We start from the raw sequence: 15,805 nt of genomic DNA, 5'->3' as shown, positions 1-15,805 counted from the left end.
TTTCCTCCTTAAAATGTAAAAATTATCGCAGGTAATTACTGCCGGTGTGAGGATTTTTGCTTCTTGAGATTGCGGGGATTATAAGTGCTATCCATTATAAGATTGGGTTTGATAGCCTTAGCAATCTTATCCCAAGAAACAACCTTAAAGTTTTGATTTAACCTGGTTTTGTCATCTGTGTTTGCTCCGTCTTGAGCGACAAATAACCCGTTGGGAAAATCTTTACCCAAACCAAAGCTAATTACATCAATGCCATCTGTATCAAAAGTGCCGTCAATTGTCCCATCCGAAATTAAGAAGCTGCCAAGATACTCGTTTTTACCGACCCGCTCATACACAGCATAGCTATTGTTTCCTTGACTGGAAGCAATCAGATAGCCCTTACCTTTTGCAGCGTAGAAAATTGTTAAACCCTCCACATCAGCTGTTAAATGACCGCTAGTTATATCATCAACCTTTGTACGGATATTTCCGGTTTCCGGTTCTGCTCCGTATTTCCAAATACCAATGTCTTCTTCACCCACATAGAGATAACCCAATTCATCGTCGGCCACCAGTCCTTCCGCCTGAGATCCCACCGCTACCGAGCGCACCAATTTTGCGTCAATTTTGCCAGAACCATTATCAAATAATTCCCATTGCTCCAGTTCACCATTTTTACCTACCACAAAGGCATAGTACTTGTCCGTTACCAAGCTATGATATAAGCAAAAACCGTAAACCTCGGGCATAGCGGATACGATATCACGCGCATGGATTTCCTCCAGCGCACGAGTGACAGGGTCTATTTTATAGAGGATCAAAGAGTTTTTCGTTCTGTCACTGGCACCGGCAATGTCAACTTTTTCACCACCAAGAGGAAAGTTGTACCGAACGTCAATGTTGTTAGGCTTACCTACTTTGTAGGAATACAGCTCCTTACCCTTAAGATCATAAACTAGAATGCCACCGCCTTTATTGGTAGCAATAAAGCTGCTTTTAGAAGGGTCGGTTGGATGTACCCATATGGCCGGGTCGTCTGCCGCATCTTTGCCACTAGGTACAACATCAGTCTCTACGTCAGCATAAACAGCAACAGCGGTATAAGGCTTTCCTCCAGCCTTTGCTGCAAAGCTACTGTCCACACCAGAGACCAGCACCAAAGCCGCCAGTGACAATAAGCATAATGTTTGTTTGTTCTTCATAGCTCGACCTACTTTCCATTTTTCATAAATTTACTAGAATCAGTATACAAGAAGCCTTACCACTCAATTGTTAACCTCCTGTTAAGTTAAGGTAGTTTTTTGTTAAGTTACGGTAAATATTGCAAGCATATATGTATATTACAAGGAGAGTAATAAGGTGGTAGAAAAAAAAATTCACAAATACGAAACTATTTTTTTACAATTTACATAAAATTAACATTTAATCAATATTCACTTTACTTCAACCCGGTATAATGTTGGTAGTAATGACTCATGAATTTATTAAGGGAGGTAAAACGTGAAATTTACAAGAAATGCTTTGTCTGTTGTTCTTTTACTTTTCATGCTGTTTAGCACCGTTGTTATGCAAGGCCATGTGGCTGCCGCTGATAGCAACAACATGATTCTGTCCAAAGACGCCGAGTGGAAATACTTAGATAATGGTGTTGACCTCGGTACTGCTTGGCGTGCGTTGGACTTCAACGATTCTGCTTGGAAGAAAGGGAAAGCCCCGCTTGGATTCGGTGATGATTTCTCTGAAACAGACCCTGCGATTGCCCTTGCTACGCCCGTCAATTTTGGTGATCCTAACAACAAACACCTGACTACCTACTTCCGTACCATCATTAACGCTGATAACCTCAGCAATTATTCAGCTCTAGAAGTTTATGTTCATGTTGATGATGGAGCTGTTGTTTATATTAATGGCACCGAGGCTTTCCGCCGCGGAATCGCCACCGGGATAGCTGTTGACTACAACACAAGCGCTAAATTCAAGTCTAAAGAAGAGACCTTCCAAATTCCCGTAACTGCACTAAAAAAAGGCTTAAATACCATCGCGGCTGAGGTCCATCAGGACAATGGCACAAGCTCTGATCTTTGGTTTGAAATGTCCATAAAAGGAATCACAAACCAATCGCCCGCACAGCCTACCGCAACCAGTTCTATCGTTATTCCTGCTACTGCAGCTCCTAAAGCCACCGTTAGCAAGGTAACGGTCACATTCACCGGAGATTCTACTACTACAAAAGGATTTACCTGGTACACCAGCCTGGCTTCCACTAACAGTGACCTGCAGGTTATTAAAAAGACGGGGTCCACTCCTGATTTCAGCAAAACTGCAAAGTTCACCGGTAAATGTTCTGTTTCCACAAATTCGCCTTCAGAGCTTGTTCATAAAACTGAGGCTATAGGTTTAAAGGCCAACACAGCGTATTTCTTCCGTGTTGGCGATGCGGCACGGGGCATTTGGAGTGACGTTGGTACCTTTCAAACAGCCTCCCCCAAAGGTGCCTTTACCTTTATCGACCTAGCAGATACTCAGGCCAAGAGTGAAGATGAAGCAATTCTTGCATCTCAAACAATCGCGAAGGCCCTCGCTACTGTCAGTAATGCAGAATTTTTGGCAATCAATGGTGACATAGTTGATGTCGGATCAAACGAAAATGAATGGAACTGGCTGCTGGGCCATTCTCAGCAAAGTCTGCTTAACACTACACTTCTTCCTTGTGCCGGCAACCACGAAGAGGAGAAAAATTCTTTCATAGAGCATTTTAACGTCAGACCGGCCGTCAATTCGGCTACCACTACTGGCGCTTACTATTCAGTTAATTTCCGAAATGCTCACTTCATCGTACTTAATAACAACGAAGATTCTCCCGAATATGCCGATTTCACTCCGGCTCAAATCCAATGGCTAAAGGATGACGTGAAAATAGCAAAATCGGCTGGCGCCAAGTGGATCATCGTAAATATGCATAAGGGTCCTTACACCACCTCCAATCACGCAACCGATAACAACATAATGGGATCAAATGGCGTAAGAACTAAAGTTGCTCCTCTACTGGCTGAGTTGGGAATTGACCTTGTACTCCAAGGCCATGATCACATCTATGCACGTACCAAACCGATAAAAGCCGGCACAGCAACCTCTGCCACTAAGATTACAGAAACGCTTAATGGCAAAACAATCGAATATACCGTGAAACCTGATGGCACCATCTATTTAATTCCTAGTACTGCCGGACCCAAAGTTTACTTCAGGAATAAGAAGATCGACCCCCACTACTATGACCTCTTCGAGGTTGCTGATGAACACCATGCTGCTGCTTACGGTCCTGACAAAAAAGATGCCGGCAGGCCAGTACGTGGTCAAATACAGAACTTCGTTGGTATCACGATAGACGGCAGCAAGCTGACCGCTGTATCCTATGAGATAGACCAAAGCAAGAATAATGCCGAGCCATATATCATTGATCAGTTCGGTATTTCAAAGTAGTATTATCCTAACGTCTGTTTCTGTATAAAATTGCATCGCATTCTGACTCAGACTAAAATAGTTCTCAAAATTAAAGAAAACACGGCTTGCACCGAGCCTCTGGCGAGAGCGGAAGTCGATGTTGCCCTTATCCCCAAAAAGTTATACTTTTCTATTTGGAAAATAAAGACTAAAAGACCGGCTATGCTTTGGCTAGTCGGTCTTTTAGTCCGCTAAATTCAGGTTTACCAGAGCCCACAAGTCTTGAACGTTTTCTTTGCCGGAAAACAACGTTGATAATTGCCTGGATTGCTCCACATATTTTGAGATGATATAGGATCAGTCGGTTTCATCAGCATTACCTTCTAGCCCTCAGATGAATACGCAGTCCGGCAACCTAATTACCAGATATCTGGAATGGTTGGAAACAAAAAGTAAATGCAGTATATCGACACGTAATCAACGGCTTGCGGCTATTCGTTCCTTCTTCTGCCGCTCGCCAAATTCAATGGTATTAGATATGTTAAAGGACTGAACTCATTATTTTGAGTTCAGTCCTTTGTAATGAAAAATATTATCCAATAACCTTGCTTGCTACTACTAGCAATTCTCTGTGGAGACGCTCGTCTTCGGCAATAATACCGGCTACTTTTGCCTGCATATCCTGTTGGGTGGTTTGGTCTTTTATACTGCTTAGATTAATTTTGACATTATATAGCGCACCATGTAGTCCGGCATGAGCCATCAGTCCGGCAACAGAGGCGTCGCTGGCGGCATTGCTGTTGCCAATGGCTAATACCCGCACCGCCAGGGACAATACCTGTAAGCAGTTGCCAGCAACGCCCAGCGGCAGCCTGGCGGCTGCTACCATGGCCTGTTGAATGGCTTCACTGCGCGCGCTTTTTTCACTTTCTGTTGCTTTCGGGAGCTTATAAGCCGCCATTACCTTATTAAAGGCTTCCGTATCAGCATCAACACAGCCAGCAAGCTCACTGGCTAATTGATCAGCTTGAGACAGAATCCCGGCTATCTCACTCTGTACTTCCGTATATTTGCTATTGCCGACTGTCAGCCGGCAGACCATGGCCGCCAAAGCGCCGCCAAGTGCCCCAGCCAGCGCCGCAATGCTGCCGCCACCTGGTGCCGGAGAATTTGAACCCAGCTCTTCTAAAAACTCGGTCAGTTTCATTTGCATTAACATAATATCCGGCCTCCTTTATCCAAGGTTTTCTTCCAACACCTGTTTACGCTCAAAGCCCTCCAGCCGCAGGTAGAAATCGGCTGTGTCAATAAGCGCCTGCAATGGTACCATACCAACAATTTCACTGCCAATGATGTTCACACCATACCGCGCTGCTTCAGATTTAACAGTCTCAAATACCCGGTGCAGCGGTGTTCCGGTATAATCCACCATATTGATGGTAACCTGAGCCATATTCCGTTCTTCGATCATGACCCCCATAGCCCGGCAGTACTTATAACCGCCTTTGGCCTCGCGGATGCTGGTGGCAATTTTTTTTGCTATCTCGACATCACTGGTGCTTAAGTTAATGTTATAGGCGATTAAAAACTGTCTGGCACCAACGACTGTAGCACCTGCTGCCGGATGCATACGGGCAGGGCCGTAGTCAGGCTGACGCTCAGGGGTGGTGATTGCTGTTTTTAGCCCTTCATACTCGCCTTTACGGACATCAGGCAGTTTGACACGGGCAGGGGTTTTGGCAGCTGCTTCATACAAATATACCGGGATATTCAGTTTTTCACCAATCTCCTGACCCAGTTCATTGGCAAGCTGGACACATTCTTCCATAGAGATGTCACTTACAGGAATGAAAGGAATAACATCAGTGGCACCAACGCGGGGATGAGCTCCCTGATGCTGTTCCATATCGATAAGCTCGGCTGCTTTCGCACAAGTATTAAAGGCAGCCAGCTTGGCAGCCTGGGGATCACCGACAAAGGTAACCACTGTACGGTTATGGCTGGCATCAGAATTAACATTCAGCAGTGTAACACCTTGTACCTTCTTTACTTCATTAACAATTGCCGCAATAACCTCCGGCCGCCGTCCCTCACTAAAATTTGGTACACATTCTACAAGTTTTCCCACAATATCTTAACTCCCTTTATCTATTTTTTGTCTGTCTTATTCCAAACAAGCTGTCCCTGTTTAATTACTTTATCTACAATATTCATTCCGGCATGATACACCAAAAACAAATGTGACGGATATCCCAAAATAGCAATGTCTGCCTGTTTGCCGATTTCCAGACTGCCTATCCGGTCTGCCCGGTTTACCGCGGCTGCCCCATTAATGGTCAACGCTGTTACAATCTCGGCCGGTTTCAGTTGTAATTGAATCGCAGCAAGCGCCGCTACCAGCGGAATAGAATGACTAAAACAACTGCCGGGATTGTAGTCTGTCGCCAGGGCCACCGCTGCCCCGCTGTCAATCATAGTTCTGGCACGTGCATACGATTCGCGCAGACAAAAGGCCGTCATAGGTAATACCGTAGCGACCGTATGGGCTTTTCCAAGAGCCGCAATACCTGTATCTGAGGCCTGCAGCAGATGGTCAGCTGAACAGGCGTTCAGTTCGGCAGCCAGTTCAGCGCCGCCCAAAGCAACAATCTCATCAGCATGCAGTTTTGCTTTCAGACCCATAGCTTGAGCCGCTTCAAGAAGCCGCCGGGACTGCGCCAGCGAGAATACCCCCTGCTCGCAGAATACATCACAGAATTCAGCAATTCCCTGTTGGACTACGGCAGGCAATACCTCTTTTATTATGTAATCAACATAGTCATCTGTCCGGCCTTTATATTCAGGCGGCACCGCATGCGCCCCCATAAAGGTCGGCACAATTTCAACCGGCTGTTCCCGGTTGAGTTCAGCCATTACGGCCAGTTGCCGCAATTCTGTTTCTTTATCCAAGCCATAGCCGCTTTTACCCTCAACAGTAGTGACACCCATTGCCAGCATACTGTCCAGCCGCCCAAGAGCCATTGCCTTTAGTTCTGCCAGACTAGCTGAGCGGGTTGCCTGAACCGTATTCAGGATGCCGCCGCCGCGCTCTAAGATCTCCAGATAGGGAGTCCCCCCCAGACGCCAGAAAAACTCCTCAGCCCGGTAGCCGCCAAAAACCATATGGGTGTGAGAATCAACAAAGCCTGGCATAACACATTGCCCGACAGCGTCAATGACCTCCCACTCTGTCTCGCTGTGTACCGGCAGTTCTGCGGTAGGTCCTACCCAACAAATTTTCCCATTTTCCGCAAGTAATGCACCATCCGGAATAATGCCGATATCAGCCATTGCCGCCCCCATTTTGGGGGCGACTCCGGCGCAGGTAACCAATTCAGCCGCATGCTTTATAAGCAATTTTTTCCCTGCCATCGTTTCGCTCCTTCCTCTGCGATGCTATCGCTACTTAGCGGCAAATACGTTATCAACAATGCTGTCAATCAGGCTTTCTGACGGAATATAAGGCAGGGTTGCGTGCCCCTTACCGGCGTACTGCTGGTTAAATTCCACAATGGTTTCAATTGAATGTTCGTTTCTGGCCCAGGCCCGGCGGGCCACACCGCCAATAACATCCCACAGCATTGCCTGACGCAAAATGTTATCAACCCGTTCACTGCCGTCAAGCACCATGCCAAAGCCGCCATTGATCGATTTACCAATACCAACACCACCGCCGTTATGCAGCGCAATAAGACTCATACCTCTTGCCGCATTGCCGGCAAAACACTGTACCGCCATGTCAGCCATAACGTTACTGCCATCCTTAATATTAGCCGTCTCTCTAAACGGTGAATCGGTACCGCTAACATCATGATGATCGCGTCCCAGCATAACTGTCCCAATTTCCTTATTGCGAACCATCTCATTAAATTTCAGCGCAATCTTGAGACGACCTTCCGCATCCTGATACAAAATCCGGGCTTGTGTCCCTACAACCAGTTTGTTTTTCTCGGCATCACGAATCCAGATATAGTTATCCCGGTCTTGTCCGCGCCGGTTGGGATCAATGCATTCCATAGCCGCCTTGTCGGTCTTGTGCAAATCTTCAGGCTTGCCGCTCAGGCAGACCCAACGGAACGGGCCATAACCATAATCAAACAACTCCGGTCCCATAATATCCTCAACATAAGACGGGAAAATAAAACCGTCACGCTCGTCATAGCCGTTCCGGGAAACTTCTTTAACCCCTGCGTCATACACCGCTTTCAAGAAAGCATTGCCGTAGTCAAAGAAATAAGTTCCTCGCTCTGTCAGTATTTTAATCAGCTCAAAATGCCGCCGTAAGCTCTTATTCACCAATTCATGGAACTGTGGCCGATCTGTTGCCAGAAGTTTTGTCCGTTCGTCAAAACTCAGACCCTGCGGGCAATAACCGCCATCATAGGCGACATGGCAGGAAGTCTGGTCAGAAAGCAGGGGAATGTGCTTATTATTTTTAACTGCATATTCCAGCAAATCCACCACATTGCCATGATAGGCGATGGAAACTGCTTCTTTTTTCAGGCAATACTCCTCGGCCCAGGCAAATACTTCATCCAAATTCGCCGACACCTTGCTAACCCAGCCTTGGTCATAGCGGGTTTTAATCCGGGAATAGTCCACCTCGGCCACAATTCCCACACCGCCGGCAATCTCAATGGCCTTAGGCTGTGCGCCGCTCATGCCGCCTAAACCGGAAGAAACAAACAAATGACCGCGCAAATCGCCATCAGCCGGTATACCGAGCCGCTGACGGCCTGCGTTCAGCAACGTATTGAAGGTACCATGAACAATTCCCTGCGGTCCAATATACATCCAGCCGCCGGCCGTCATTTGTCCATAATTTGCTACACCCATTTGTTCGGCAATTTCCCAGTCTTCCTGGTTGTCAAACATCCCGATCATCAGCGCATTGGTGATAATGACCCGGGGCGCTTCCGGCCGGGATGGAAATAAACCCAGCGGATGGCCGGATTCCACAACAAGCGTCTGGTGGTCAGTCATAACTTCAAGATACTTTTTAATCAGCTGATACTGTAGCCAGTTTTGACATACACTGCCTGTTTCCCCATAGGTAACCAGCTCATACGGGTAGAGAGCAACCGCCGGGTCTAAGTTGTTGTCAATCATAACCTGAAATGCTTTTCCCTCTACACAGTTGCCTTGATAGTCATCAATTGACTTACCCTGGATTTTTCCCTTCGGCATATACCGGTAGGCGTAAATCCGTCCACGAGTACGCAGCTCTTCCATAAACTCCGGTGCCAATACTTCATGAAGTTCTGCTGGTACATAACGCAACGCATTTTTCAAAGCCACCTTGGTCTGAGCTTGCGTCAAGCGAAATCCCCTGTTGGGCGCACGCCGGATTCCCGCTTGAAATACTGTCACTTCCGGTAACACATTATCCAGTTTAATTGTCATAGCATTTGCAACTTTGCTGTTATTCAAAGACATCATTATCCCTCCAAATTACCTTTTGCAATTACTATAGCATGCTTGCGTCTACGAAACGTCAAAACCATCAATAGCGCAATTTATAGACCTCTTACTGCATATTAGTCAAAAAACCAAAACCATCTCCCCTGGTTTTGGTCATTTGACATATCCTTATTGCTTATTCGCTGCTGCATAAATACTGTCCAGCATGTTTTGTTCAGCTGTATTTCCGGTTTTACCAAAAAGTTCTTTCCCTTGCCGGTAATATTCGTCACAGGATAAGTTTATATAGTCTGCAAATGCTTCTTGTACCCGGGTATCTTGCTGCATCTGGATACTAACCTCCAATTTTGCCCTGATGATAATCCCGGCCTGGTAAGCATCTTGGTATTTCTCCGAAAAATCAGCAGCCTTTTCCAAATAACGACATCCCTGTTGCAGGCAGTTGTCTCTAATGGCTAATAAGGCCAGAATACAATGTAACGTACAATAGCTTCTAAGGCACCAATAACCCTGATACTCACCAAGCTGTCCTTCAATAGCCCGCGCCTCTTCCAAATAAGCAGCCGCCTTGCTATATTCCCGCAAATCGTAGGCTGTATACCCGGCATTAACCAGAAAAATAGCAACCCCGGCATTGCCAATTCCCCGTCCGGCCACCCTTATTGCCTGTTCATAGTAATAGAGCGCTTCAGACAAATTATCTGCCATGCGCCGTAAATCACCAATATAGTTATAACCGGCAGCAATATGCAGGCTAAACTCATCTGGCCGTTCACTTAGACGCTTATACTGAGAAATTGATTGGCGGTAATACTGTTCTGCCAGATCTTTTTCCTGGCGCAAGGCATAGGCTATGCCCATAAACCGCTGCATCACAGCTTTTTTTTCTTCCAGGTTGGCTTCGTTTGCCGTATTGAGCAGTTTATTGGCAAAAAGCTCAATAAGTCTGGGTCTGCGAATCTGAATGGCACAATACACAACTTGCTGACAACCTTTGATAAAGTAATCGGCAAATCCTTTCTTAGCTGCAAGGCGTAGCAGCTGGTGAATCGCTTTTAAACCGCTTAGGTGATCCCCACGCCAAATATGATAGCGTCCCAACATCTCCAGGTAAGCCGCCCGAAATTGGTTCAACCGCTCCCAAGGCATTTGTTCGGCTGCTAAAGCCGCCAGCAAATCCTTGATTTTATCCAGATAGCCCATAATCTGCAATTTGTTTTCAAAAACAAACCCACTATATGTTCTGCTCAAATCAGGAAATAATTCATACTGCGGACAACAGTATTTTTCCGCAAGCTTAATAGTATATTCAAGCACCTTACTCTTTTCGTTGATCTGCGAGTAATGATAAAGAATTTCAGAATACACATCCCGCCCCAAGGAATCCTTATCCATCAGTTCTTCCAAATAACTGCCTGCCCGTTTATGGATCAATGTTTTCCTTGACGATGACAGTTGCTCATAAACATAACTTCTAATGCGAATATGGCTGTATTTATATACCGGCGCTCGTAGTCCCAGGCGTGAATCAGTGATTTCCTGAATCAAGCGCTTGTGCTGCAACTCCTCAATAGCTTCCACAATTTCAAATTCATTCATCCCGCATACAGCTAGCAGCTCATTATAGCCAACATTACTAAAAAAGGCGGAAATGACATCAAGCACCTTTCTGGCGTTGTCTGAAAGTACATTAACCCGTTCCTGCAAAACACTGCGCAGCCGCGGCGATAAACAGTTCACATTTTGCCCCATTTTGATCAGCTTACAGCTTTCTACCAAGAACAAGGCGTTGCCCTCAGTATACTCATATAGTTTTTGCTGCAGTCCTGTCGTAATTTTATCTGCCGGCAGCATTAGCTCAGAAAATCGTATTACTTCCGACCTACTGAAATTTTCAACAGTAAGCTGCTCTACCAAATCATTCTGGCTAAAATACCCGGCTAACAAATCTACCTGGTCCTGATATTCACTCCGGCAGGTTGCGATACACAAAATATCTTGCCTTGCTGTCCGCAATAGCTGCCGCAGTACTGACCGCCCCTGATGATCCAGCCACTGAATATCATCCACAAATAGCAACACTTTTCTCTGAGTGGCAGCCTTTTCCAGGATGCCACATATAACCTCTTCAATTATGCCGGAATGAATAGCATAACCACTCACAGCCTGATTCCGGTCAGCCAGCGCAGGATTCCTAAGAACTGCCGGAAAAACGTACGAAATCACCTGATACCAGATAGCAGGCAGTAGTTCACCGCGCTGAGTAAGCAGCTCCCTAACCTGGCATATAATGGAGTTCCAGGCTTTATAGGGATAATCCAGCTCCGCTTGATAGCACTGAGTCCGTAACACCGTTACATCGTCAGCAACCAGCTCCTGCATTCGCTGAACAATCATGGTTTTCCCCACACCCTGCTCACCGCTCAAAATAACGCACGCACAGGGAGAGCGTTCTGCACAGAAATCGGCTACCCTATTTCGCAGCCAGGTTAGTTCCCGTTCCCGGCCAAAAAAGCTCTCAGCCAACTGCTCTGCAGGTACTACTGCCAACCGGCTGACCATTTTCGACCTTACACGTTCATAGACTTCCTGCGTCTTACCTTGGGGGCTGATTCCCAATTCACTGCTAAGCTTGCCTGCAAAACAATCATAGAACTCGATCGCTTTGGCAAAAGCGCCAGAGCGTTCATACAGCTTCATCAAGGTTCGGCACGCACTCTCATTATACTCATCCAAAAGCAGTAACTGTTTGAGATAACGTTCCGCCGCACTATAATCCTTACTATTTAACCGGCTGACAATAACCTTGGTAAGCCGGGCAATTATATTCTCTTTAAAACTGTCTCGCTCTCTGTTTACCCAGTCTTCGAACGGATCGGCATCCTTGCAAGCAAAACCAGCCAGGAAATCCCCCCTGTATAGCACCAGCGATTCTTCCTGCGAGACCTCACTAAATTCCTGAATATCGGTAGTAATACTGACAGCATCAGTATTTAGCAGCACCTTCGCCCGCGAGGGTGTTACTACCAATTCCTCTGCTGTCAGCTTTCTCAGCAAATAGAGGGTATTGCGCAAATTTTTTCTGGCTGCCGCCTCCTCCTTATCCTGCCATAGCAAAGCTGCCAATTCTTCGCGCGTCGAATGCTTTCTCACCAATAAATAATACAACAAGGCTTCGGCCTTAGAAAAAGGGAAAAACAATCGTTTGCCATTCCAGTAAACTTCGGGACTTCCCAATAAAACCGCATATAACTCGTTCATTTCAGCAATCCTCTTACCCCACAGTGCATTTATCACAGATTTTTTCGACAAACACAGTAATAAATCCTGTTGGACACTAAAAGCGGTAACGGAAATGCAATCTTATCTAGCCAAATTACAGCAAGCTGCCAATCTTTTCTTCAACCAATGCCACAATCTTTTGCGTATGAATCAGGTGTCTTAGGTTATTAATATGGGGATATAAGTAGATATCCTTGCTCATGGCAGGTACAGTACAGGCGATTTCCTTCAAAATAGCCTGAACAGGTGTCGCGGGCGCTTTGTCAGCCTCAATAAATTGGTGTGCCTGATAAACAGACAGCAGCTCAATGGCCAAAATAAACTCCAACTTCTGGGCAACCTGCCTGGCTTTTTTTGCAGCATTATAGCCCATCGCCACGTAGTCTTCCTGATTACCACAGGTAGGTATCCCATCAACAGTTGCCGGATGTGACAATATCTTCATATCATTCAGTAAGCCTGCCTGTGTATATTGCGGTATCATTAGCCCCGAATTAAGCCCAGGGTTTTTAATAAGAAAACTGGGATATCCCGAAAGCTGTCCATCAACCAAGCGATTATTCCGGCGCTCTGACATTTTAGCGAGCGCAGTAGCCGCAATACAGGCAGAGTCCATCTCAATCCCTACATATGAGGAATCAGCGTTGCAGCCGGAAATAGCCTCACCATCGTCACCTTCTGGCCACAAAATCGGGTTGTCACAGCAAGAGTTCATTTCTATTTCAATGGTTTTCATTGCATCCCTCAGTGTTTTCTTGGCAGCACCGTGGAGTTGGGGTATACAGCGAAGTGACAGCGCATCCTGCAAGCGATAATTGCAAAAGTGCGCCGCAATCTCTGAATCGTTTAATATACTTCTTACATTGGCAGCTGTACAGCGTTGCTCTTCATGAGGCCGGACACTCATCAGTCGCTCATCAAAGGCACGCGTAGTCCCTTTTAGCACCTCTAGTGTCATAGCGCCAATAATGTCAGCACACTTTGCCGCATTTAACATATCGTAGAGCGCCAGCGCCCCTAGCGCAGTCACACTGGTAGTTCCGGAAACCAGGATTAGCCCTTCCTTGGCTGCCAGCTCTGTCGGCAAAAGTCCCACTTGCCGCAACGCTTCTCCAGCAGGCAGCAACGCACCATTCACATAGGCTTGTCCCTCACCAATCAACACCAACGCCATATGCGCTTCCGGACTAAGATAGCCCACCGAACCTTCCCTGGGAGCGAACGGTGTAAGGCCGCGATTAAGAAACTGCCGATACAGTTCTACCGTTTCCAGTCGGGCGCCGCAAAAGCCCTGACCCACATTTTGCAGCACCATAAATAGCGTCGCCCGTACTTCTTCAATTGATAAGGGCTCCCCTACAGAAGTAGCGTGTGATAACACGATATTGCGTTGCAGCTGCGCCGTTTCCGCTGGTGAAATTACCTGAGTGCATAGCGAACCAAAGCCAGTAGTAATGCCGTACATCACCCTGCCTTCACCAACCCATTTCTCCACAAGTCTCCGGGATTTGTTCACCCGCTCGCAATATTCCTCAGAAAACTCCACTTGAGCTCCCTGCCGGGCCACTGCCACCAAGTCCTCCATTGTCACTTGTCGATCCAATATCACCGATGGCTTATTGTCTACGTTTTTCTGTTCCATAACAGCTGCCTCCTAGAGAAGGGGAAAACCACTCGCCTTTCCCCTTCATAATGCTAATTCTATTGCTCAATCTTATCAATGAAAAATACTTTAATGGCAGAAAACACTTGCAATACAAAAATAAACAGCACCATAAATCCGCCTGCGGCCGCCAGAAACTTAACCCCGTCAACACCTTGAGCACCACCGGCATAGGCTACCATAAAAAAGGAAATTGCGCCAATGGAGATGCCCCACAGACATTTCTGCCATAGCGGCGGCTCTTCGTCATGTTTGGAATTCTTCATACATATCGACGCGATGGTAGTAGTCATTGCGTCGGCGGCAGTAGCAAAGGAGATAATAAGAGTAATCATAACTACCGGTATAATCACAAAGCTTAATGGTAAATTGGCCAGAAACGACCATAGTCCGGCTACGGCACCACTGGCTTTGATGGTGGCGATCAGATCCACGGCTCCTGTCATCTGCCAGGCAACTGCAGTCGACCCCCAGACGCCGAACCAAACAAGGCCAAAGACAGAGGGAAGTACCCAGTTGATAATCATGAATTCACGAATGGTCCGGCCATAGGAAATCATAGCAAGAAAGATACCCATAAGCGGCGCATAAGCAATCCAAATGGCCCAATCATATAATGTCCACCACATAACTAAGGCTTCACCGCCGATATCAGCGGGATCAAGACCCCATTGCCAAAAATTCTGCAGCCAATAGGCCATACCGGCTACCGAGTTTCGGCAAATATACAAAGTAGGTCCAACAACAAATAGGAATATCAATATGATATAAAATATTTTAGAGTTGAAATCGGCCAGCCACTTAATTCCTTTATCCACGCCTAGTACGGAGGCAATGGTAAAGGTCGCCGTCGTCAGCGCCGCCAACGCCAGCCAAACTACCGGACCCTGTTTAATTCCGTACGAAAGCTCAAAGCCGGAAGCTACTAACGCGATTCCCGCACCGAGGGAGGACGCCAGACCCAACGCTATAGCCAGCAAGGACAGGGTATCAATCACGTTTGGCCAAATTCCTTTAGTCACTTTTTCGCCAAACAAAGGCTCCAAGGTGGCTGTTACCGACAACGGTTTTTTCTTATTAAAGTACATATAGGCAACAAGTAAACCACAGAGAGAATACATCGCGTACGGTATAAAAGTCCAGTTATAAAAACACCGGGCAATCGCATAAATCGCTGCCGTCGACGACCCTGGCGCCACTCCGGTTTGTGCCATTTCTCCGTAGATATTGCCAAAGTAAATGATCGGCTCATTGGCACCGTAGGTAATTACACCGGTAGCAATCCCGCCGGTCAGCGCCATAGCAAACCAGGTCATAAAAGAATACTTCGGCTTCGCCTCTTTCCCGCCCAGGCGAATACCGCCAAATTTGGAAAACGTAACAACAATTACAACAATCAATGCCACAATGGCAATAACCTGGTATAACCAACCGAACGTCCGCAGTGACCAGAGAAACGAATTCGTAGCCACCTCTGTCAGCAGTTTATTATTTACAATGCCTAATAATGCGGCTCCTCCCACGACCAGAAAAGATGGCCAAAAAACGCCCTTACGTATCTTGCTTGTTTCTACCGACATTTACTTTTCCTCCTTTCTTTTCTACACAATCCGTGTAAAACAGTACAGTTCTACTTAGGTTTCACCTCCACTTTGCATTTTTAAGGAATATTCCATTATATTTCTAACGCAAGAATTGTGCCAAGCAAGCCAACGTCTTTATTTAGTAGACACTTTGTTGAAATATACTGAATAAAGCTACTTTTTTTACTATTTTCATAGCTTGCTAAAAAAATATTTGCCATTTGACTAACTGATGCTCTCATTTTCTGTAAGCTCATCATGAATTTTCTATTAATAACGTAAATAAATTATTATTTCTTTGCTTTACTCAAAATACAGTGCCAAATTTTTCTGCACTATTTTTTTAGTTTTCTCCAAATGCTTACGATTACAACTAAAATATGACGCCAAATTA

General features: G+C 46.1%; 9 protein-coding genes. 1 reads left to right on the top strand and 8 read right to left on the bottom strand.

What is annotated here, in order from left to right; translation table 11 throughout:
- Nucleotides 1-35 precede the first annotated feature (35 nt).
- Nucleotides 36-1,184: a phytase gene (locus AC1ECB_RS25175; protein ID WP_485666359.1), complete on the bottom strand. Its 1,149-nt coding sequence runs from the start codon at nucleotides 1,182-1,184 to the stop codon at nucleotides 36-38.
- Nucleotides 1,185-1,482: 298 nt separating this feature from the next.
- Between AC1ECB_RS25175 and AC1ECB_RS25170 the strand changes: the two genes are divergently transcribed.
- The gene (locus tag AC1ECB_RS25170; protein ID WP_485666358.1) at nucleotides 1,483-3,462 is read left to right on the top strand and encodes a purple acid phosphatase family protein; all 1,980 of its coding nucleotides are present in this window, start codon (nucleotides 1,483-1,485) and stop codon (nucleotides 3,460-3,462) included.
- A 553-nt stretch (nucleotides 3,463-4,015) separates the two neighbouring features.
- Here the strand turns inward: AC1ECB_RS25170 and AC1ECB_RS25165 are convergent.
- The 7 genes from AC1ECB_RS25165 to AC1ECB_RS25135 form a co-directional block, all read right to left on the bottom strand.
- Complete coding sequence (locus tag AC1ECB_RS25165) at nucleotides 4,016-4,642, bottom strand: cyclodeaminase/cyclohydrolase family protein (protein ID WP_485666357.1); 627 nt, start codon at nucleotides 4,640-4,642, stop codon at nucleotides 4,016-4,018.
- A 15-nt stretch (nucleotides 4,643-4,657) separates the two neighbouring features.
- Complete coding sequence (gene ftcD, locus AC1ECB_RS25160; protein ID WP_485666356.1) at nucleotides 4,658-5,551, bottom strand: glutamate formimidoyltransferase; 894 nt, start codon at nucleotides 5,549-5,551, stop codon at nucleotides 4,658-4,660.
- Nucleotides 5,552-5,571: 20 nt separating this feature from the next.
- The gene (gene hutI / locus AC1ECB_RS25155) at nucleotides 5,572-6,834 is read right to left on the bottom strand and encodes an imidazolonepropionase (protein ID WP_485666355.1); all 1,263 of its coding nucleotides are present in this window, start codon (nucleotides 6,832-6,834) and stop codon (nucleotides 5,572-5,574) included.
- 30 nt (nucleotides 6,835-6,864) lie between these two features.
- Entirely contained in the window at nucleotides 6,865-8,901 is a 2,037-nt protein-coding gene (locus tag AC1ECB_RS25150) for a urocanate hydratase (RefSeq protein WP_485666354.1), read from the bottom strand.
- A 150-nt stretch (nucleotides 8,902-9,051) separates the two neighbouring features.
- The gene (locus AC1ECB_RS25145) at nucleotides 9,052-12,144 is read right to left on the bottom strand and encodes an ATP-binding protein (protein WP_485666353.1); all 3,093 of its coding nucleotides are present in this window, start codon (nucleotides 12,142-12,144) and stop codon (nucleotides 9,052-9,054) included.
- A 115-nt stretch (nucleotides 12,145-12,259) separates the two neighbouring features.
- Nucleotides 12,260-13,807, bottom strand: a complete 1,548-nt coding sequence (locus AC1ECB_RS25140) for an HAL/PAL/TAL family ammonia-lyase (RefSeq protein WP_485666352.1) — start codon at nucleotides 13,805-13,807, stop codon at nucleotides 12,260-12,262.
- A 59-nt stretch (nucleotides 13,808-13,866) separates the two neighbouring features.
- Nucleotides 13,867-15,408, bottom strand: coding sequence for a BCCT family transporter (locus AC1ECB_RS25135; protein WP_485666351.1), 1,542 nt, complete (start codon nucleotides 15,406-15,408; stop codon nucleotides 13,867-13,869).
- Between the last annotated feature and the right edge of the window lie 397 nt (nucleotides 15,409-15,805).

This window comes from Sporomusa sp. 246TCP1, from assembly GCF_057319775.1.
This window is presented reverse-complemented; position numbering and strand designations above follow the sequence as displayed.